We start from the raw sequence: 20,567 nt of genomic DNA, 5'->3' as shown, positions 1-20,567 counted from the left end.
AAAACTCCTTCCTAAGTGTACAAGCTTTGATTATTTGCTTGTCTACTTAAGTAGGAGTATAGCCCACCAACATTTGGTTTGATCGAGCTCTTTTTTAATACGTATAATTTCGTTGGTATATTGAAGATTATGCGGTAAAATAGTAATTAAATAAGAATTAAATTTAGAAGATTGAAAATGCGCTCAGTGCCCCAAGTGCAACGCCAGCAATTGTCACAAAAATCATGACCCAAACGACAACTTTGGTGATTTTACTAAAAGTACTTTGTTGTTTTTTCAAAACAGCACCTCATAACTCATTTGTAATTTGTGTTTTATATTTATAATTTGTTTCTATTTTACTTTAATTACGGCCATAATTCAATCCGTATTGATTAATTTTCGAAAGTAGGACGTCGCATATGCAAACAGACTATTTTGTTTGGAGCTTCTTAGTCTTGATCATCGGAGTTGTCGTTAGTGTTTTGTTGATGACTTATCTCAACAGATTCATGCCAACGAAATGGCGTTTATATGATGCTTGGGCACCCTTTATAACAGGCGCGGCCTCCTTACTGGCAGCCAGCCATCAGATTGCTTCAACGTGGGCTTATATCTTGATTGATGTTTGTGCGCTTGCTTTGATATTTGCGATTTATACCGCGGTTGAACAGCAAGCGCTTCATTTCCCTCATTTTTTTGTAGTGGTCTGGCGTAGCTTCCTGCTCATCTCGGTCGGCTGGTATTTATTTGTGGTTATATGGTTGGTCTTTATATAACAAATTGATTGTATTATTGTTACGATTGCTTTACAAAAACTGTTTTCTGCGAAAGCCCTTGATATCAAGGGCTTTTTTATTGTTCTCAATAAGTGGTGGAATGTAGAAACCAAGTGGTTAATAGTGGGGGATTGTGGTAAAATCTAATCAAGACGGGAGGTGAGACAATGTTAATGGGTGAATTTCATCATACGATCGATGCAAAAGGTCGTGTGATCATGCCAGCTAAGTTTCGTGCGGCTTTAGGCGAAACCTTTGTACTGACACGAGGGATGGATGGCTGTTTGTTCGGTTATCCAATGGAGAAATGGCAACAGCTTGAGCAAAAGCTTGATGAATTACCACTGACCAAGAAAGATGCCCGTGCGTTTGTGCGTTTCTTCTATGCAGCCGCGACTGAAATGGAAGTAGACAAACAAGGCCGAATTAACATTGCCACACCTCTTTTTAAATACGCACAATTACAAAAGAATTGTGTCATCGTCGGTGTTTCTGACCGAATTGAAATTTGGGATGAAACGCGTTGGGACGAATTTAATCAACAAGCTGAAGAAAATTTCGACGATATTTCTGAGAATTTAATGGATTTCAATCTGTAGGAGGACGAAATGTTTAAACATCAAACTGTCCTTCTTAAAGAAACAGTGACCGGTTTAGCACCACATGATGGTGGTATCTACGTGGATGCAACTTTTGGTGGTGGCGGTCACACCCGTGAATTGTTGACTCGATTCGAAGGTGGACGCGTGATTGCCTTTGATCAAGATCAAAAAGCACTAGATAACGGTCGTGAATTATTGGCACACGATGAAAGCTTCGTGGATCCTGAACGGGTGACGTTAGTTCAAGCTAACTTCCGCGAATTGAAGCAGAAATTAGCAGAATTAAATATTCAATCTGTAGATGGCGTGCTTTATGACCTTGGCGTTTCCTCACCGCAGTTAGATGAGCAGCAACGTGGCTTTAGTTATCGTCTTGAAGCGCCACTTGATATGCGGATGAATCAGCAACAAGATTTAACTGCTGCAATCGTTGTTAATGAATGGTCGTTTCAAGATTTACAGCGAATTATCAAAAGATACGGTGAAGAACGATTTGCAAAACCGATTGCACGAGCGATTGAACGTCAGCGAGCGATCAAACCGATCGCAACGACGACAGAATTAGCAGAAATTATCAAAAACGCGATTCCTGCCGCCACTCGCCGTACAGGCGGTCATCCAGCTAAAAGGACCTTTCAAGCAATTCGAATTGCCGTTAATGATGAATTAGGGGCATTGCAAGATAGTTTAGATCAAGCCATTGAGATTCTTGGATTACACGGTCGCTTGAGCGTGATCACTTTTCAATCGTTAGAAGATCGCATCGTTAAACAAACCATTAAGAAAAATGCCGAGATCGAATTACCACAAGGATTGCCCGTCATTCCACCAGAAATGCAACCGGAATTGGCAATGATCAATCGCAAGCCGATCACGCCTTCAGAAACAGAACTTGAAGATAACCATCGTGCGCATAGTGCCAAGTTGCGCATTGCCGAACGAATAAAACTATCAAAATAAACGAATTTTAACATTGGAGTCTAAAATCATGGATAGCACAGTTAGAAGTTTACAACCAGAACTTACACCAGAAATCGTCCCTCAAGCCCAACCACTCGAATTACCTAAGGTTGCGGTTAGAGGTAAAGAAAAAGTTGCGCTATCCAAATTTGAAAAATTGATGTTTGGAGTGGTTGCTTGTGCGACGGTTGCATTGATGATGATGCTTGTACATACGACGATCAATGTCTCTTCAAGTCAACGACAGTTGCAAGACGTGCAGAGCAAGATTACCAAAGTCGAAACAACAAATGTTGACTTACAGCAAGAAGTTGGTGAATTAACAAGTTCGGATCGTTTGGCTACTTATGCAAAAGAAAATGGTCTGACTTTTAACGACGCTAATGTTAGGAATGTTACGCAATGAAACTGAATGGGCAAGAAACCAAAAGGAAAAGTAGGAGGACACGCCGAAATCGTGTAATGGTAGGGCTGATACTTATCGTTGCGATGAGTGCGGTACTCCTGCTTTTTATTTCTAGATTCGTCTATATTGCCGCCAGTGGACACGTTGGTAGTGTGAACTTAACTAATAAAACGGAACAAAAATATAGTCAAAATCAGGTCATCAAGGCAAAACGCGGGACCATTTATGATGTCAGTGGAAATGTATTAGCAGAAGATTCGAGTGTTTATTCGATTTATGCCGTTCTCGATCAGAATTATAATTCCACGTCGGGGAAATCATTGCATGTGACGGATAAAGAGAAAACCGCACGCGTCCTCAGCAAGTATTTACCATTATCTTCCGCGCAAATTCTGACTTATCTCAATAAAAAGAATCAATTTCAAATTGAATTCGGCAGTGCGGGTAAGAATCTAAGTTTGGCAACTAAGAAAAAAATCGAAGCTGAGAATCTATCGGGTATCCAGTTTACGGATACCTCGTCACGACTTTATCCCAATGGCACATTCGCTTCACATATTATTGGCCTTGCTCAATTAGAAACACCTGAAGGTAAAAAAGCCACAGATACCACTGATGATGCGAAAGAAAAGTTAACCGGCATTCTTGGGATCGAAAAGTATTTTAACAAGTCGCTAACTGGTACGGACGGTTCGGAGTATTCTAAGCGAGATTCATTCGGATATGAGCTACCAAATACAAAGATCGTCACTAAGAAGCCAAAAAATGGTTCTTCGATCTATCTCACACTCGATTCGCGGCTGCAAGCTTATCTTGAAACCTTGATGCAGAGTGTGCAAGATAAATATAAGCCTAAAAAGATCAATGCTGTTTTAATGAACGCCAAAACCGGCAAGATCATCGCCGCCTCGCAACGGCCGACATTTAATGCGTCGACTAAAGATGGGATTGGCTCAATGTGGCGGGATAGCTTGGTCGAAGATGTGTATGAGCCTGGTTCCGTATTTAAAGTATTGACTATGTCCGCTGCAATCGATGCAGGCACATACAAACCTAATGAATATTACAAATCTGGCTCTGTCGAAGTCGATGATCGAACACTTTACGATTGGGATCGTAGCGGGTGGGGGTGGATTCCATATTCTCAAGCACTTCCACGTTCTAGTAACGTTGGCATGGTCAAAATTGAAGAACAATTAGGCCAAAAAAGATTTGCTAAATATTTAAAGAAATTTCAGGTTGGCGAAAAAACAGGTATCACTTTGCCTGGCGAAGTAGCCGGCAGTTTAGATCTGAAGTCGCCGGTCACGCAAGCAACCACAGCTTTTGGCCAGGGTGTTAATGTGACGGTAATGCAGATGATGAAGTATCTAAGTGCCGTTGCAAATAATGGCGAGATGGTTGAGCCACAAATTGTTGATCATACCGTTAGCAGCAGTGGTAAGAGCACGTCCTACGAAACGAAAGTGGCTGGTCATCCAATTAAAGCAAGCACGGCAAAGTCTGTTCGTAAGTTAATGGAGCAAGTCGTTTACGCTGACTATGGGACAGGCGGTAGTTATCAAATTCCAGGTTATCGTGTTGCTGCTAAAACGGGTACTGCTCAGGTTGCAGGTACAAATGGTCAATATTTAACCGGTGAAAATAATTACGTGTTCTCAGTGGCAGGTATGGTGCCAGCAGATGACCCCGAATATATTTGCTATGTCACTGTTCAACAGCCGACAATTACGCCTCCTTCGGAATCAGCGCTAATGAGTGGAATTTTCAATCCGTTAATGAAACGTGCACTTAAGTATGAGAGCAGCGATACCAAAACGGCCACAAATTCGATCTCGATGCCTAAACTGACGGATCAAACAGCTAAAGCAGCGACAAAAACTGCTGAGGATAAAGGGCTAGTTGTTTCTCAGGTTGGCAGTGGTAGCAAGGTCGTTCAACAATTACCAGCGGCCGACGAGAAAGTGATCAAGGGCCAACGCGTGGTCTTATTGACAGAGGGTGCGATGACGATGCCCGACGTCATTGGCTGGTCCAAAAATGATGTGTTAAAATTGGCTGAGATCACTGGACGTAACTTCAAAATTACAGGGACGGGTTATGCGACGAGCCAAAGTTTGCTAGCCGGTGATGTAATTCCTAACAGTGATGAGGTTACGATCAAATTAAAGGAACCATAAATATAAATTAAATATAGATATAGTTTGATAAATTAATCGGGAGTGAAAAAAATGGAATATTCCTTAGCTGCCGTCATTGGCACATTTGTACTTACTGCGCTTTGTCTGCCATATTTCATTATTTATCTTCGAAGGCATGATGAAGGTCAACAAATACGTGAAGAAGGGCCGAAATGGCACGAAAAAAAATCAGGCACGCCAACTATGGGTGGTTTGATTTTCTTACTCGCAATTTTGATCACGATATTTGTTGTCAGCTTGGTTGGTCACTGTTTGACGACACCGGTTTGGCTATTTGCATCGGTGATTTTGCTCTTCGGTGCAATTGGGTTTGCTGATGATTCAGTCAAGTTGAAAATGAAACGCAACTTAGGCTTGACTGCCCGTCAGAAATTTATTGCGCAAATCGTGACGGCAATTATCTTTTTGGTCATTTATTTCCATGATCAAATGCCGACAACGATTCCGTTCCCAGTCATCGGTGAAATCAGCTCACCCGTTTTCTTCGCCGTCTTTGTAGCCTTCTGGTTAGTTGGTTTTTCTAACGCGGTCAATCTGACGGACGGGCTGGATGGCTTGGTCGGTGGACTGGGAATTATTTCATATGGCGCCTATGCCATCATTGCCGCGCAACAAGATAATCAAGTTGTTTTGATGATTTGTTTGGCAGTTGTTGGCGCGTTACTCGCATTCTTGATTTTCAATCATTTACCGGCTCAGATTTTCATGGGCGACACCGGATCATTAGCGTTAGGTGGTGGCTTGGCGGCTATTTCAATTATTTTGGAGCGGCCATGGTCGTTATTATTGATTGGTTTAGTTTATGTGATCGAAACTGCCTCAGTAATTCTACAAGTCTTTTCATTTAAAACTTTCCACAAACGGATTTTTAAGATGTCACCGATCCATCATCATTTTGAAATTGTTTGGGGCAAAGGTTCCGAGAAGAAAGTTGTTTTAACGTTTTGGGCAGCTGGATTAGTTGGTGCAGCAATTTATTTATTAATTTTTCTATAGAGGTGCAAGGGTAGCATGAAGAAAGTTACAGATTATCAGAATAAAAAAGTGATCGTATTAGGCTTGGCAAAAAGTGGTGTGCACGCTGCACTGCTCTTACATAAACTAGGGGCGCTGGTGACCGTTAACGACAAAAAACCACTCTCCGAAAATCCTGAAGCGCAACAATTGGTCGAGGAAGGCATTCGCGTCATTGCGGGTAGTCATCCGCTGGCGTTGTTGGATGAAGACTTTAGCCTGATGGTTAAAAACCCGGGAATCCCGTATAATAATCCAATGGTACAACGCGCTCAAGAATTAAAATTACCGATTATCACCGAGCCGGAATTGGCCTATGAGGTCTTGGAAGGCGAATTTATTGGTATCACAGGGTCCAATGGTAAGACGACCACGACGACGTTAATCAACCTAATGTTAAACGATGGTTTATCAACACCGCGGGCTTTTGTGGCAGGCAATATTGGTGTACCTGCATCAGAAGTAGCACAAAAAATTAAGCCTGACCAAACCATGGTGACAGAATTGTCGAGCTTTCAGTTATTGGGAACAACGCAATTGAATCCGCATATTGCGGTACTTACGAATATTTATGAAGCTCATTTGGATTATCATGGTAATCGCCATAATTATGTCGAAGCCAAGATGAATATTATCAAGAATCAAACCGCGGAAGATTATTTCGTGGTCAACTGGGATAGTGAAGAATGGCAAGGCTTAAGTCAACGAACTAAGGGGCAAGTTGTTCCATTTTCTCGCAAAAACTTGAGCCACGAAGGTAGCTACTTACAAGATGGGTTTATCTATTTCAAAGATGAAAAGATTTGTCCGGCAAATATTATTAAAATCCCTGGACAGCACAATGTGGAGAACGCCTTGGCTGCCATTGCGGTTGCCAAGATAAAAGGTGTTAGTAACCAAGCTATTATTGATGTGCTTAGTACGTTTGCCGGCGTCCGCCATCGCATCCAATTCGTCGAGGAATGGCATCAACGCCGTTTCTACAATGATTCTAAGGCGACCAATATTGAGGCAACGACAGTGGCACTGCAGAGCTTTGACCAACCAATCGATTTGATCGCGGGTGGGCTAGATCGTGGCTTTGTCTTCGATGAATTGGTATCCTTGATGAAGTTGCATGTCCGCACGATGGTGGTCTATGGTGAAACAGCCAATTTAATGATTGATGCAGGCAAAAAAGCCGGCCTCGAAAAAATCGTCAAGGTTGAAAACTTAGTCGACGCAACCAAGCAAGCTGTTAAGCTATCGCGAGCAAATGAGGTTATTCTACTTTCGCCTGCTGCTGCAAGTTGGGATCAATTTAATACCTTCGAAGAGCGTGGCGATTTATTTATTAAAACTGTAGAAGAAATTACGAATCAAGTTGAGGAGTCAGAAAAATGAGATTATTAATTTCTGGTGGTGGTACTGGCGGTCATATTTATCCGGCCTTGGCCTTGATCAAGCGTCTAAAAGAACGTCATCAGTTAGATGCAGTGCTGTATGTTGGCACTAAAAAAGGGCTCGAAGCGGATATTGTAACCAAAGCTGGAATCCCATTTGAAACAATTGAAATTCAAGGTTTTCGTCGTAAGTTAACGACGGAAAATATCACAACGATCAATAAATTCCGTAAGAGTTTAGGCCGAGCCAAAACATTGATCCAAGAGTTTCAACCCGATATTGTGATTGGTACGGGAGGGTATGTTTGCGCGCCGGTTTGTTATGAAGCGAGCCGCTTGCACATCCCCACAATGATTCACGAGCAAAACTCGGTTGCCGGACTATCAAATAAATTTCTTGCTCATTTTGTGGATCGGGTCGCTTATGTCTTTCCTGAAGTTGCCCATCAATTCTCTGAACAGAAAAAATTAGTTCAAACTGGTAACCCGCGTGCTCAAGAAGTTTCCACACTAAAACCTCAAGGAATTTTGAGCACACTTGGTATGAATTCTGATTTGAGAACCTTGTTGATTGTTGGCGGAAGTCGAGGCGCTGAACCGCTGAATAAAGCGGTCATTGCTGCATTGCCAGAACTTTCAGAGAAATCATACCAAGTGCTGTTTATTACCGGCCGCGCCTTATATGACAACGTTAGAGAAAACATTGGGTCACTAGCAGAGAAGCCAAATATTAAAGTATTGCCTTACTTAGATAATTTAAGCCAACTGTTACCTGAGATATCGGTACTTTGTGGCCGCAGTGGTGCGACGACATTAGCGGAAATTACGGCGCTCGGAATTCCGTCGATTCTGATTCCGAGTCCATATGTGACTCATGATCACCAAAATAAAAATGCTGATTATCTTGTTAAAAGTTCGGCTGCGGTATTATTACCAGAGGTCGAATTGAACGGTCGATCACTCGTGGCCGCTGCCGATCATATCTTGTTAGATTCTGAGGTCTGGCAACGGATGCATATGGCCGCTTTATCCTTAGCTACACCAGATGCCAGTGATAAGATGATCAGCGAAATGTTGTCTTTGATTCGTCAGTACCATCACTAATTAATGAAAGGTGGGGGGCATCTTGGTGAAAGACGATCATTCAGATAAAATCGCTAAGCTTGACCCCAACGCGACGATTCAAAACTGGGAAAAATTCCGTGAGAAATCTCAACGGCGTCAAGAAAAAAAGTTAGCACGTCCGGTTTCAGATGAATTACCACATTTTCGTCGACAACAACGCTGGCAATTGACCTGGCGATTAGTCGTTATCATTTTAATTTTTGGATCATTACTCGGTGCCTTAACCTATCACGTTTCACCGTTAGCACATGTTGGCAACATCTCAGTGTCCGGTGAAAAATTAACGGCGGCACAGGATGTGATCGACGCGAGTAAATTATCTTCAGAAAACTACGTGAGTACGACGTGGTTGACGCGTAATCAGTTGTCAGAACAAATTATCAAAAAAGTACCAGCACTTAAAAAAGTGACCCTCAAATTTACAAACTGGCAACAGATCAATATTGCGGTGCAAGAATATACAACAGTCGGCTTTGTGGTTAATAATTCTAATTATCGTCGTGTGTTAAGTAATGGTTTCGTGGATGATGAAGTTCTCAAGAAACCGATCGGAAATTTTCCGATTTATTCTGGCTTTAAGCAGGAAACAGCTTTAAATAGAATCATCAAGCTTTATGGCAAGATGCCAGCACAAATTCAGAATGCAATTTCTGAAGTTAAGGCAGATCCCAGCAAAACAAATCCATATCGAATCCATTTATACATGAATGATGGTAATGAAGTTGTGGCGGATTCTCGAACGGTGATCAGTCGCCTGAAATATTATGGTAGCATTGTTGCTCAGACGAGCAAAAAAGGGATCGTTGATTTAGAAGTTGGTGCCTATTTCGTACCTTTTGATGAAGAAAAATAAACTTATTTTTGCTAATCGGAAATAACAGTTTATTAACACATCCTTGATGTGTTAAACTTTAAGTAGTACTAGTTTTTTGACTATTAATGAATATAAATAAAATAATCGAGGAGGCTTTATTTTAATGGATAAAGCTCAGATATATGTGGGCCTCGATATTGGGACAACTGCAATCAGAGTTATCGTCGGTGAGTCAATTAACGACCATTTGAATATTATTGGCGTTGGTAGTGAACGTTCGCAAGGTCTTAAAGATGGTGTGATCGTCGATATCGATAAAGTTGTCGCCGCAACTCGAAAGGCAGTTCATCAGGCTCAAACAAAAGCAAATATTAAATTTGATCAAGTGATCGTTGGTATTCCCGCAAAAGATATGTTGATCGAACCCGTTAAGGGCATGACGATCGTTGCTGATCAGCCTAAAGAAATTACCGATCAGGAAGTTCGCAGTGTTGCTAGCGCAGCCCTTTCGCGCAACTTACCACCTGAGCGAGAAATCGTAGCAATTATGCCTCAACAATTTATTGTTGATGGCCAGGCGCATATCGTTGATCCACGCGGTATGTCGGCTGTTCGGATCGAAATGGAAGGCCTCATTTATTCTGTTCCTAGTCTTGTAGTCAATAATATCCGCAAGGTCTTGGAGCGAACTGGATTACGTTTGAAGCATTTCGTTTTGAACCCGTCCGCTTTATCAACTGTGGCACTCAATGATGGTGAACAGGATTTTGGAACCGTCTTGATCGATATGGGTGGTGCACAATCGACTGCTTATGTGATCCATGATCATCAGCTGAAGTTTATTGCCGCTGATGACGAGGGTGGTGGCAACTTAACTAAGGATGTTTCCGTTGTGTTGAATACGTCGATGAGTAACGCCGAGACGATTAAACGGAATTATGGTGTTGCTAATCCGCGTTCCACTTCTGACAGTGAGAAGTTCCCAGTTGAAATTGTCGGCAAAGATGATCCGGTGATGGTTGATGAAACTTATCTTTCTGATATCCTTGAAGCTAGATTTGAACAAATTTTTGGGCGATTAGCGGATAAGTTAGATCAGGTTCATGCTTTTGATTTACCCGGTGGCGTTGTAATTACCGGTGGTGTTGCCGAAACAATGAGTTTGACTTCACTAGCAACCGAATTGCTTGATACAAAAGTTCGAATCTATGCACCAAGAGAAATGGGCTTGCGCAATGCCTCTTTCGCTACCGTTTTAGGTTTAGTTACCTACGCGGCCAATCTCAGTGAAATTGATTTGCTCGTGACTAGTGTGATCAATAAGAATGCACTAAATAGCACTGCCAGTAAGCCAGCAGTTAAACCCGAAACTGAACCAATACAACCAGCGGAATCTCGTTTTGGGACGTTTGGTTTTGGTAATCGTGGAAATTCAAGCAGTTCAAATAATAATACTAAATCGCAGAGTAACGAGACCAAGAATACGAAGCAGCAAGAACCGCAAAGTAAACTGCGTAGTTTCTTCAATAAATTCTTCGATTAGAAGTCTGTGAAACCTTAGGAGGAAATAGCACATGGATGCATCAAAATCAAAAGATCAAAATCAATCTTCCGGCGCCGTTATTAAAGTAATCGGTGTTGGTGGAGCCGGCGGTAATGCGCTTGAACGCATGATCGAAGAAAGTATTCAAGGCGTACAATTTATTGCGACTAATACTGACTTACAAGTTTTAGATAAATCAAAAGCTGATATTAAAATTCAACTCGGGCCTAAATTGACTCGTGGTCTAGGTGCAGGTTCTAAGCCAGAAGTCGGCGAAAAAGCTGCCGATGAGAGTGAAGAAGCCTTAACGAACGCTCTGCAAGGTGCCGACATGGTTTTCGTCACTGCAGGTATGGGCGGTGGTACCGGTACTGGTGCAGCACCTGTTGTCGCTAAAATTGCCAAAGACTTAGGTGCTTTAACTGTCGGTGTCGTTACTCGTCCGTTTACATTTGAAGGTCCAGATCGTGCACGTTTTGCCGCTGAAGGTATCTCACAAATGAAACAACAGGTCGACACATTGATCGTTATTTCCAATAACCGTTTATTGGAAATGATCGACAAGAAGACACCTTTGAATGAAGCCTTCCATGAAGCTGATAATGTTTTGCGTCAGGGTGTTCAAGGTATTTCTGACTTGATCACATCACCTGGTTATATTAACTTGGACTTTGCCGATGTGACTAATGTTATGAAGGATCAAGGTTCTGCATTGATGGGCGTTGGTTCTGCAAACGGTGAGAACCGGATTACTGAAGCCACGAAGAAAGCTATTTCTTCACCAATGCTTGAAGTTTCAATTCAAGGTGCCGAAAAAGTCTTGTTGAATATCACTGGTGGTCTTGATTTGACCTTGTACGAAATGGAAGCTGCCTCACAAATCGTTTCAGAGGCTGCCTCATCAAATGTTAATATCATTTGGGGGACTTCAATCGATGAAAGTTTAGGCGATGAAGTACGTGTCACTGTTATCGCAACTGGTATCGGCGATATCGATGCTGCTAAGAAGCGTAAAGCAGTTCCTAACCGTAACACCAATAAGACTGCATCAACAACGTCTACGACTGAAGATAAGAAGCCTGCTGCCAAAGATGATGATCCTTGGAATATTCTCCAGACAGAAACCGAAGCATCAAAGGCTTCTAATCGCCCAGAAAATTTAGACCGCGAATTTGAGAATATCGAGAAACAGAATTTCGATACTTTTCAAACGCGTCAATTAAACGAAGACAGTGAAGATACCAACAAAAAAAATGATGATGATGTCCCACCATTCTTGAAACGTCGTCAAAAATAGGCATAGATCAACGAGGTGATCAATTATGGCTTTTGAAAAGCTCAGTCGTTTTTTCGGAATGACAGAAGACGATGAAGATGAAGACTACGAAACAGAAAACCAACAAGATGAGCAATCAACCATAACTTCTGGTGCTGCTGATCAAGCAACAAATAATGTCGGTAATGTTGTGCCAATGAACAATAGTAATCGCTCATTGGCGAGAAAAATCGTCATTTCTGAACCCAGAATCTATGCTGATGCAAAAGAAATTGCAACTAACTTGTTAAACAATCAAGCAACGATCGTTAATTTCAGCCAAATGGATGATCAACAATCTCGAAGAGTGATCGATTTCTTGACCGGGACTGTATTTGCCATCAAGGGCGAGATCCAACGTGTTGGGGATAAGATTTTCTTGTGCACTCCTGCAAAGTTTGAAATTGAAGGCTCAATTTCAGACGTTTTACAAAGTGATAAGGACTTTAACTAATGACTTTTCTATCTGGACTCTATGAACTCTTATCTTATGTCTTACAGGCATATAATATTGCCATTGTGATCTATGCAATCATGTCGTGGGTCCCACGGGCGCGTTTTTCGCGTTTTGGGCAAATCATTGCTCGTATTGTTGAGCCGTTATTCAGTGTCATCGACCGTATCATTCCCTCGTTTGGTGGGATCAGTTTTTCGCCACTGATTGCGTTAGGACTGGTTTATTTATTACAAAGATTGTTGTCACTGATATTTTTCGGCGTTTTCTAATCGTCTAGTGAACGGAAAGGGAGGGAAATCAATTGGATAGTGCCGTATTTCAACATTTCCGTCCTGAAGAACGCCCATTTATTGAGCGGATCAACGATTGGCGTAATCAGGCGGTCAATGAGTATCGACCAATACTGACTGATTTTTTGGATCCACGTCAGATTTTTCTAATCGAAACAGTAATCGGGAAAACCGATGATTCATTTAAATATTCGCAAGATGGGGGATACAATCAATCGGAGCGGAAGCGCGTCATTTTCGCCCCCGATTATTTCACGCCACAAAGTAGTGATTATCACATTCAACTCTTTGAAATTAAATACCCCATTAAATTTGCCACTTTGTCCCACGGTCGAATTCTTGGAACGTTAATTAATTCTGGTGTGGATCGTAGTCAATTCGGCGATATTATCACCGATGGCGAGACTTGGCAATTCTTCGGAGTCGAAGCAATGACCTCATTTTTCGTGGAACAAATCACCAAAATCGGTTCGATCAATGTACGTGTGGAACTTGTGCCTATTCTTGATGCAGTCATACCCGTTGTTGATTGGCAAGAAGAATCCATTGTAACCACATCTATGCGATTAGATACGATCATCTCTGAAACTTTCAACATTTCCCGTCAACGCGCGAAAGAGTTAGTTGAGGATCAACGTGTCCAGGTGAATTGGAGTATTAATCAGCATCCCGACTTTCAAGTTGATCTGTTAGATATGCTTAGCGTTCGAAAATTTGGTCGAGTGCAATTGCTCGATGTGCTCGGACGAACACGCAAGGAACGTTACAAGCTAAAAATTGCGACTTTGCGCCGTCAACCCTTGAGTCATTAATGAATAAGGAGATCTTAGAATGGCATTAACACCAAATGATATTCAGAATCAAAAATTTGAGACTCGTTTCCGTGGCTTTGATCCAGATGCAGTTCAAGATTTTCTTGATCAAGCTGCTGCCGAATACAATGAAGTCCTTTTACAGAATCAACAATTGGAACAATCTTTGAAGGAAAGCCAAGAACGCGTTAGCTACTTTACAGATTTAAAAGATGCGTTGAATCAATCGATCATTGTTGCTCAGGACGCTGCTGAAAGAGTGCGTGAGAATGCACAACATGAAGCAGAGACGACTAAGCAAGACGCTCAGAAACAGGCTAATGAGTTGATTAAAGAAGCAACTGATCGTTCTAATCAGATCTTAACGGAAGCAACTGATCGTTCACGTCAATTAACCGTTGAGACCGCCGATTTGCGTGATAGCACACGCGTCTTCCACCAGAAGTTGCAAGTGTTGTTACAGTCACAGGTTGCAATGGTTAATGCGCCTGAATGGGATGAATTGTTAAATCAAAGTATCGGTTCAGTCGCTAATAATCAAGCAACATCTTCTTCAGACGCTGAACCTGTTGCCCAATTAAACGCAATTAATTCTGAGACACAAGACCCAACTGAATTTGAACAGACACCAAGTGAAGCTGACAACGCGGACAGCGAAGCAACTGTTGAGTCTACTTCTGAACAAACAGATACGGTGGATGACAGTGAACCTGTATTCCAGTATCGTAGTCATAGTGATGAAGCAACGGCTGCACCTGAAGAATTCTCAGATCAAAGCCAAGATGGCATAACGGTTGTTTTTCCAGAAGAAAACAAGTAGAATAAAGCTATCATTTCAAGATTAAATTGTGATTTGCAATTAAAGCGAGCCGGTGTTGGTGTGAGTCCGGTATTTCCCAGATCATAATGCATCAGCTTGAGATACATTTGGATAATTTGAATGAAGTGGGAAAGCAATTTGCTTTTCAATTTAGGTGGTACCACGGGAATCTCGTCCTATTTTATAGGGCGTTTTTTTATATTCAAAAAGATGATGGAGGTTTAATAATATGCGAGTTAAAGATACATTGCATTTAGGTAAGACGGAATTTCCTATGCGGGGGAATCTGCCCAAGCGTGAGCCTGAATGGCAAGCACAATGGGAAGAAAATCATGTTTACGAACGACGTCAAAAGTTAAACGAAGCTAAACCAACATTTATGTTGCATGATGGCCCGCCATTTGCAAATGGTAATATTCATTTAGGACACGCCTTGAATAAGGTCAGCAAGGATATTATTGTGCGTTATAAATCGATGCATGGTTTTCGTGCGCCTTACGTTCCTGGCTGGGATACACATGGCTTGCCAATCGAACAACAACTAGCCAAACAAGGTGTTGACCGTAAGACGATGGACCCCATTGAATATCGGAAACTTTGCTACGATTTTGCCATGAACGAAGTTGAGAAACAAAAGACTGGCTTCAAGCGTTTAGGTGTTGCTGGAGATTGGGATCATCCTTATATTACCTTGCAACCAGAATTTGAAGCTGAAGAAGTTCGAGTGTTCGGTAAAATGGCCGAAAAAGGCTATATCTATAAAGGTAAGAAGCCCGTTTATTGGTCACCCTCTTCTGAATCAACTTTGGCTGAAGCTGAAATTGAATATCATGATATCAAATCACCTTCGATTTATGTTGCCTTCAAAGTGATTGATGGTAAAGGTGTATTGGATACCGACACATCATTGATCATCTGGACAACGACACCTTGGACGATCCCCGCCAACTTAGCTATTTCTGTCAATCCACGTTTCGATTATAGCGTGATTGTAGTCGATGGGAAAAAATACGTCATTGCTACAGAACGTCTTGCTGAAGCAACGGCGGCACTTGGCTTCGAAAATTATGAAACTTTGAAACATGTTGCAGGCAAAGATCTGGAATATATCACAACTAAACACCCACTTTATGACCGCGAATCTGTTGTCATCTTAGGTGGCCATGTCACGTTAGACGATGGTACTGGATTAGTTCATACGGCACCTGGACATGGTGCTGATGACTTTAATGTTGGTCAAAAATATCATCTACCAATTTATTCAGTAGTTGATGCACAAGGTAACATGAATGAGAACGCACCTGGATTCGAAGGCGTTTTCTACGATGATGCCAATAAATTAGTGACAACCGCACTTGAAAAAAGCGGTGCGTTGTTGAAATTAAGCTTCTTCACGCATAGCTATCCTCATGATTGGCGGACGAAGAAGCCGGTTATTTTCCGAGCAACCACACAATGGTTTGCATCGATCGATACGTTCCGTGATCAAATTTTGGCTCAGATCAAGCAAGTTAAATTTACGCCAGAGTGGGGTCAAACACGTCTGTATAATATGATTCGTGATCGTGGCGATTGGGTCATTTCTCGTCAACGAGCATGGGGATTACCATTGCCAATTTTCTACGCGGAAAATGGTGATGCCATTATCACACCGGAAACGACGAACCACGTGGCGGATCTCTTCGAAAAATACGGCTCGATCGTTTGGTATGAACGCTCTGCTAAAGAGTTATTACCTGAAGGATTCACACATCCTGGTAGCCCTAATGGTGAATTTACCAAAGAAAAAGATATTCTTGATGTTTGGTTCGATTCTGGATCGTCACATCAAGCCGTTATGGCACAACGCCCAGAATTAAGTTTCCCAGCAGACTTATATCTTGAAGGTTCCGATCAATATCGTGGCTGGTTTAATTCGAGTTTGATCACGAGTATGGCTGTGACAGGACAAGCACCTTATCGTCAAATCGTTTCTCAAGGTTTTGTTTTGGACAACAAGGGTCATAAGATGAGCAAGTCACTCGGAAATGTAATTGACCCTAACGATATCTTCCGTCAACTCGGTGCCGAAATTATCCGCTTGTGGGTCGCTTCGACAGATACGAGTTCTGACGTTGCGGTTTCGATGGATATTTTGAAGCAAGTTTCTGAATCATATCGGAAAATTCGTAATACAATGCGCTTCATGTTGGCGAATGTAACTGACTTTGACGTAAAAAACGATAGCTTAGAATTCGATCAGTTACGTGAAGTGGATCAGTATGTCTTAGTACGTCTGAATGAAGTCGTCAGCAAGTCATTAGCTGCATATGATCAGTTTGATTTCACGACTGCGCTTAAATTAGTGAATAGTTTCTTAGTCAATGATTTATCTGCATTCTATTTAGATTTTGCGAAGGATGTCGTCTACATTGATGCAGAAAACGACCCAGAACGTCGGGCAATGCAGACTGTCATCTATCAATGTTTGGTTGCTGTGACTAAGTTGCTCACGCCGGTTTTGCCACATACGGCCGAAGAAGTTTGGCAATATTTATCCGAACCAGAAGATTATGTTCAATTGGCAGAGATGCCTGAAGTTCAAAAATATGTCAGTCAAGATACCTTGCTGGCACAATGGTCACAATTCATGGCCTTCCGCGACGACGTTCATCGTGCTTTAGAAGTCGCCCGGAATGACAAAGTAATCGGCAAGTCATTAGAAGCAGCAATCACCGTTTATCCAAACGAGCAGTTGCATAACTTGTTGTCGATGTTAAATGCTGACCTCGCACAGTTGTTGATCGTTTCTAAATTAACGATCAGTACCGATGAAGCTCCGAAAGATGCAACGAGTTTCGGCGACTTTGCAATCACGGTAGAACACGCGCCTGGTGAAGTTTGCGATCGTTGTCGTAAAACGTTGACGGATGTTGGTTCAGACGCTGATTTACCAAACTTATGCGCAAATTGTGCTAAGATTGTCCGCGCAGAATTTCCGCAAGTCTTAACTGAAGGCTTTGACGTTAAAAAAGCTTAGGTAAAATCATTTATGACAAAATAAAAGAACCACTTGCTTGTTGCCACTGAAATGTTCGGTGGTAGACAGGCTAGTGGTTCTTTTTTGGATGCTTTAATATTCGGTAACATCTTTTCTTGGAGTGGCGGTATCGTCGACTTCGCCGCGGCTATATGCCAGTAGATGATCTTTGAGTTCTGATTCCATCTTTTGCAATTCAATTTCGGCGTGTTGACGTTTCTGGCGTCCATCTTGCTGAATCTTCAATGTTTCTTGCAAGGTTTCGATTAAATCATTCTGAGTTTTTTGGAGCGTTTCGATATCGACCACGCCACGTTCATTCTCTTTGGCGGTTTCGATCGCAGAAATCTTCAACATTTCTGAATTCTTCATCAATAAATCATTTGTTGTCTGCGACACTTGACGTTGCGCAGTGACCGCATCTTTTTGTCGTAACAAGGTGAGGGCGATCGCAACTTGGTTCTTCCACAATGGAATTGCCGTGTTGATCGAAGCTTGAATCTTTTCGGCCAAGGCTTGATTCGTTCCTTGGATCAGACGAATTTGCGGCGCTTGCTGAATGGTAATTTCGCGTGCCAGTTGTAAATCATGAGTGCGTTTCTCTAAACGATCCGCAAACTGCTTCAAGTCATTTGCTTCTTGAACTTTCATTTGTTCGCCACTTTCTTCAGCGGCAGCTAATAATTGAGGGATTTGGTTCTGTTCCAAATCATCCAGCTTAACTTTTCCGGCTGCGATGTAAACATTGAGTGCGTCGAAATAGTCCTTATTTTGATCGTAGAGGCCGTCTAACATTTTGTTGTCTACTAGTAGGGAATTCTTCTGGTGGTCCAATTTGGTACCAATGGTGTCGATTTGAGCACCAATTTTCTGATACTTGGCTGTGATCTCGTAAATGGAACGTTTGACCTTGCCAAAAATCTTGCGGAAGACATTATTATTCTCTGCTTCGAGTTCGGAAGGATTGGCTTCATTCAAACGATACATTAAATCTGTCAATGAATTGCCGATCTCACCAGTTTGCTGACTCTGAACCTGATTGAGCATCTGTTGGGAAAATTCGGATAACTTTTTCTGAGCATTGGCACCATAATTGAGGACTGCCGTTTGATTCGTCACATCGATTTGTTTAGCCAAAGCTTCTGCCTGAGTTCTTTGTTCGGGCGAAAGCTTTGCTAAGCTTGATTTTGCGTCTACTTTTTGCGGCTTTGTGTCAGCCGGATTGCCACTGAAAGGCGTTGCTAATAAATCGTCGTAAAGATTATTTGATTGTTTGTCTGTTTCACTCATTTGTATCATCACCATCTTTTTCTTGATCAGTCTTCGTTTGATTAGCAAGGTAGTCTTTTTGAATTTGACTTAATTGATCCTGCATTTGTGAGACCGATTGTTCATTCTTGATATTAAAATCGGCGTGTTGGGCAGGTTTGTTGACCGAGTCCAACGTTGAAGAAAGATCGGAAATATCTTCGGCCACAAAATCTGTGTAGTCATGTTTCATTTGTTCGCTTAAAGTAGCTAAAACCTCAACACTACGGTCTAAAACAGCATAAGTATCAGCAGTTTTAACTTCGTGGGTGTTGATCTCTTGATATTTCTTGGCAATTTGAACGCTGTTTGGTAAGTGCTTATAAAGAAAATCGGCCGCTTCTTGTAAACGTTGTGGTTCTTTAACAAGCGCCGCAAACATTGCCTTGGCTACTTCAAGTGTATCATGATTCAGATTGATTGCACGCAACTTAGGCACTGCAGTCATGGTTGTTTCTAATTCAACGATCTGTTTCTTCGCATCTGACATTGTGTCGCGGAAAACGTTGATGTCAGTATCGCTTAAACCAGTTTGGTGATAATGGTTCAACATCTTGTTGCTGACGGGTGTTTCGAATGTTTCCGTGACGGGTTTCTGATTTGATTTCATGCCAACAAAGAGAAAGGCGATGAATGAAAAGAAAAATGTGCAGATGGCTAAGTTAAAGACATCACCGTCGACATTGTCAGACATCGACAAAAGCGTTCCTAATCCGGTACAACCAGCCAGAGAGTAAAAGGTCCACGCAGAAAATTTACGGAACAAATTTTTGTCGCTTTGGTGTTGGATCGAGCGTATAATCAGCGCTGTTGATACTGCGAGCAAGGCTAAACTAGCTAGCCTGCCAAAGAATCCGCGCGGACCAGCGTTGATTCCATCGAACAGTATAAATCCAGCGACGATGATTGCAATTAGATATAAGATTCGGCGGATATTTGATTTTTTATTCATGATAGACCTCCATCACAACTTTCTAACCAAATTCTAGCATAATTTGAGAAAATCTAAATAAGGCTAAGGGTTGATTTTGGTCTCATGCTTACGGTAAACGCTGGATTGTTTGTGGATATTTTGTTTGGTTCCGGCGAAATTTGTGGTGGGAACTGGGAAACTGCTGTGGGGACGGCTCCAAGCTTTTGGAAGGGCGCCAAAAGTTTTCCGCCTGAAATGTGAGCTCCGGAAAACCGCCGGATCTCACACTTCCCCTTTCTGTAAACTCGCAAAGACCGCTCGTTAACAGAAATACCACTGCAGTCCCAGTTCCCACCACAAATTTCGCCTCGTCTATTCGAACGAGAGCGATAATATTTAACGTTGTAGATTTAATTTACATTTCTAATTCAAACAATATTTTTTAAACGTGTAAAATGAAAGTTGGCAAACTAGACACACGACCAATTTAAAAATAGGCGCAATCTTCTGCTTAAAACGCGTTGTTATCGGGTTTTTGGACTAATCAGCGTCTATTTGAAAATTTGTCGTGTGTTAATATGACCGGATTTGAAATTCATCACATTTTTTATTTTGTTATTCAGAGTAAAGGCTACATTGTAAATCAACTTCCAGGAACCCAGCTATTCATTTCCTACACTGAACTAAATTAAGTTTAGGGCGAAAGTGCTGGGGCAGGTAGTCGTGGCGGTCCCACCGCCGCAGTCTGCCTGCCCCAGCACTTTCGACCGCAGGTAGATCAAAACTGAAACCACGTTCGTTTGAATTTACAATTTTAAACAGAGAAGT

General features: G+C 41.9%; 19 protein-coding genes. 16 read left to right on the top strand and 3 right to left on the bottom strand.

Annotated features, from left to right (window positions below; all coding sequences use genetic code 11):
- Positions 1-163: 163 nt before the first annotated feature.
- A complete protein-coding gene (locus EKM67_RS06495) occupies positions 164-280 on the bottom strand; it encodes a DUF4044 domain-containing protein (RefSeq protein WP_083479151.1) in 117 nt (38 codons plus the stop codon).
- Positions 281-401: 121 nt separating this feature from the next.
- Here EKM67_RS06495 and EKM67_RS06490 point away from each other — a divergent pair, with 121 nt between their 5' ends.
- From EKM67_RS06490 to ileS, 16 genes are all read left to right on the top strand, one after another.
- The gene (locus EKM67_RS06490; RefSeq protein WP_125578222.1) at positions 402-758 is read left to right on the top strand and encodes a DUF3397 family protein; all 357 of its coding nucleotides are present in this window, start codon (positions 402-404) and stop codon (positions 756-758) included.
- 167 nt (positions 759-925) lie between these two features.
- Positions 926-1,357 (top strand): division/cell wall cluster transcriptional repressor MraZ, encoded by a 432-nt coding sequence (gene mraZ / locus EKM67_RS06485; RefSeq protein ID WP_125578221.1) that lies wholly within the window; start codon positions 926-928, stop codon positions 1,355-1,357.
- A 9-nt stretch (positions 1,358-1,366) separates the two neighbouring features.
- Positions 1,367-2,320 (top strand): 16S rRNA (cytosine(1402)-N(4))-methyltransferase RsmH, encoded by a 954-nt coding sequence (gene rsmH, locus EKM67_RS06480; RefSeq protein ID WP_125578220.1) that lies wholly within the window; start codon positions 1,367-1,369, stop codon positions 2,318-2,320.
- 28 nt (positions 2,321-2,348) lie between these two features.
- The gene (gene ftsL, locus EKM67_RS06475) at positions 2,349-2,726 is read left to right on the top strand and encodes a cell division protein FtsL (protein ID WP_125578219.1); all 378 of its coding nucleotides are present in this window, start codon (positions 2,349-2,351) and stop codon (positions 2,724-2,726) included.
- Between the two features lie 56 nt (positions 2,727-2,782).
- Positions 2,783-4,906, top strand: a complete 2,124-nt coding sequence (locus EKM67_RS06470; protein ID WP_379894623.1) for a penicillin-binding transpeptidase domain-containing protein — start codon at positions 2,783-2,785, stop codon at positions 4,904-4,906.
- Positions 4,907-4,957: 51 nt separating this feature from the next.
- Positions 4,958-5,923: a phospho-N-acetylmuramoyl-pentapeptide-transferase gene (gene mraY / locus EKM67_RS06465; protein ID WP_125578217.1), complete on the top strand. Its 966-nt coding sequence runs from the start codon at positions 4,958-4,960 to the stop codon at positions 5,921-5,923.
- Between the two features lie 15 nt (positions 5,924-5,938).
- Positions 5,939-7,324, top strand: a complete 1,386-nt coding sequence (gene murD, locus EKM67_RS06460) for a UDP-N-acetylmuramoyl-L-alanine--D-glutamate ligase (RefSeq protein ID WP_125578216.1) — start codon at positions 5,939-5,941, stop codon at positions 7,322-7,324.
- Positions 7,321-8,427, top strand: a complete 1,107-nt coding sequence (gene murG / locus EKM67_RS06455; RefSeq protein WP_125578215.1) for an undecaprenyldiphospho-muramoylpentapeptide beta-N-acetylglucosaminyltransferase — start codon at positions 7,321-7,323, stop codon at positions 8,425-8,427. Before murD ends, murG begins: the two co-directional genes overlap by 4 nt.
- A gap of 25 nt (positions 8,428-8,452) precedes the next feature.
- Positions 8,453-9,301: a cell division protein FtsQ/DivIB gene (locus tag EKM67_RS06450; protein WP_164506593.1), complete on the top strand. Its 849-nt coding sequence runs from the start codon at positions 8,453-8,455 to the stop codon at positions 9,299-9,301.
- 124 nt (positions 9,302-9,425) lie between these two features.
- A complete protein-coding gene (gene ftsA, locus EKM67_RS06445) occupies positions 9,426-10,805 on the top strand; it encodes a cell division protein FtsA (RefSeq protein WP_125578213.1) in 1,380 nt (459 codons plus the stop codon).
- A gap of 31 nt (positions 10,806-10,836) precedes the next feature.
- Positions 10,837-12,102, top strand: a complete 1,266-nt coding sequence (ftsZ, locus tag EKM67_RS06440) for a cell division protein FtsZ (protein ID WP_125578212.1) — start codon at positions 10,837-10,839, stop codon at positions 12,100-12,102.
- A gap of 25 nt (positions 12,103-12,127) precedes the next feature.
- On the top strand, positions 12,128-12,574 hold the full coding sequence (locus tag EKM67_RS06435) for a cell division protein SepF (RefSeq protein WP_125578211.1): 447 nt from the start codon (positions 12,128-12,130) through the stop codon (positions 12,572-12,574).
- Complete coding sequence (locus tag EKM67_RS06430; RefSeq protein ID WP_125578210.1) at positions 12,574-12,846, top strand: YggT family protein; 273 nt, start codon at positions 12,574-12,576, stop codon at positions 12,844-12,846. The genes EKM67_RS06435 and EKM67_RS06430 overlap by 1 nt, the downstream gene beginning before the upstream one ends.
- Before the next feature lie 32 nt (positions 12,847-12,878).
- On the top strand, positions 12,879-13,679 hold the full coding sequence (locus EKM67_RS06425) for a YlmH family RNA-binding protein (protein WP_125578209.1): 801 nt from the start codon (positions 12,879-12,881) through the stop codon (positions 13,677-13,679).
- A 19-nt stretch (positions 13,680-13,698) separates the two neighbouring features.
- Entirely contained in the window at positions 13,699-14,499 is an 801-nt protein-coding gene (locus EKM67_RS06420; protein WP_125578208.1) for a DivIVA domain-containing protein, read from the top strand.
- A 229-nt stretch (positions 14,500-14,728) separates the two neighbouring features.
- Positions 14,729-17,518, top strand: coding sequence for an isoleucine--tRNA ligase (gene ileS, locus EKM67_RS06415; protein WP_125578207.1), 2,790 nt, complete (start codon positions 14,729-14,731; stop codon positions 17,516-17,518).
- Between the two features lie 93 nt (positions 17,519-17,611).
- Here ileS and EKM67_RS06410 read toward each other — a convergent pair whose 3' ends face one another.
- Both EKM67_RS06410 and EKM67_RS06405 read right to left on the bottom strand, forming a co-directional pair.
- On the bottom strand, positions 17,612-18,808 hold the full coding sequence (locus EKM67_RS06410; RefSeq protein ID WP_125578206.1) for a toxic anion resistance protein: 1,197 nt from the start codon (positions 18,806-18,808) through the stop codon (positions 17,612-17,614).
- Positions 18,801-19,778, bottom strand: a complete 978-nt coding sequence (locus EKM67_RS06405) for a 5-bromo-4-chloroindolyl phosphate hydrolysis family protein (RefSeq protein ID WP_125578205.1) — start codon at positions 19,776-19,778, stop codon at positions 18,801-18,803. The genes EKM67_RS06410 and EKM67_RS06405 overlap by 8 nt, the downstream gene beginning before the upstream one ends.
- Positions 19,779-20,567 lie beyond the last annotated feature (789 nt).

Origin of the sequence: Lapidilactobacillus mulanensis, assembly GCF_003946215.1 — a bacterium.
Classification (GTDB): Bacteria; Bacillota; Bacilli; order Lactobacillales; family Lactobacillaceae; genus Lapidilactobacillus; species Lapidilactobacillus mulanensis.
This window is presented reverse-complemented; position numbering and strand designations above follow the sequence as displayed.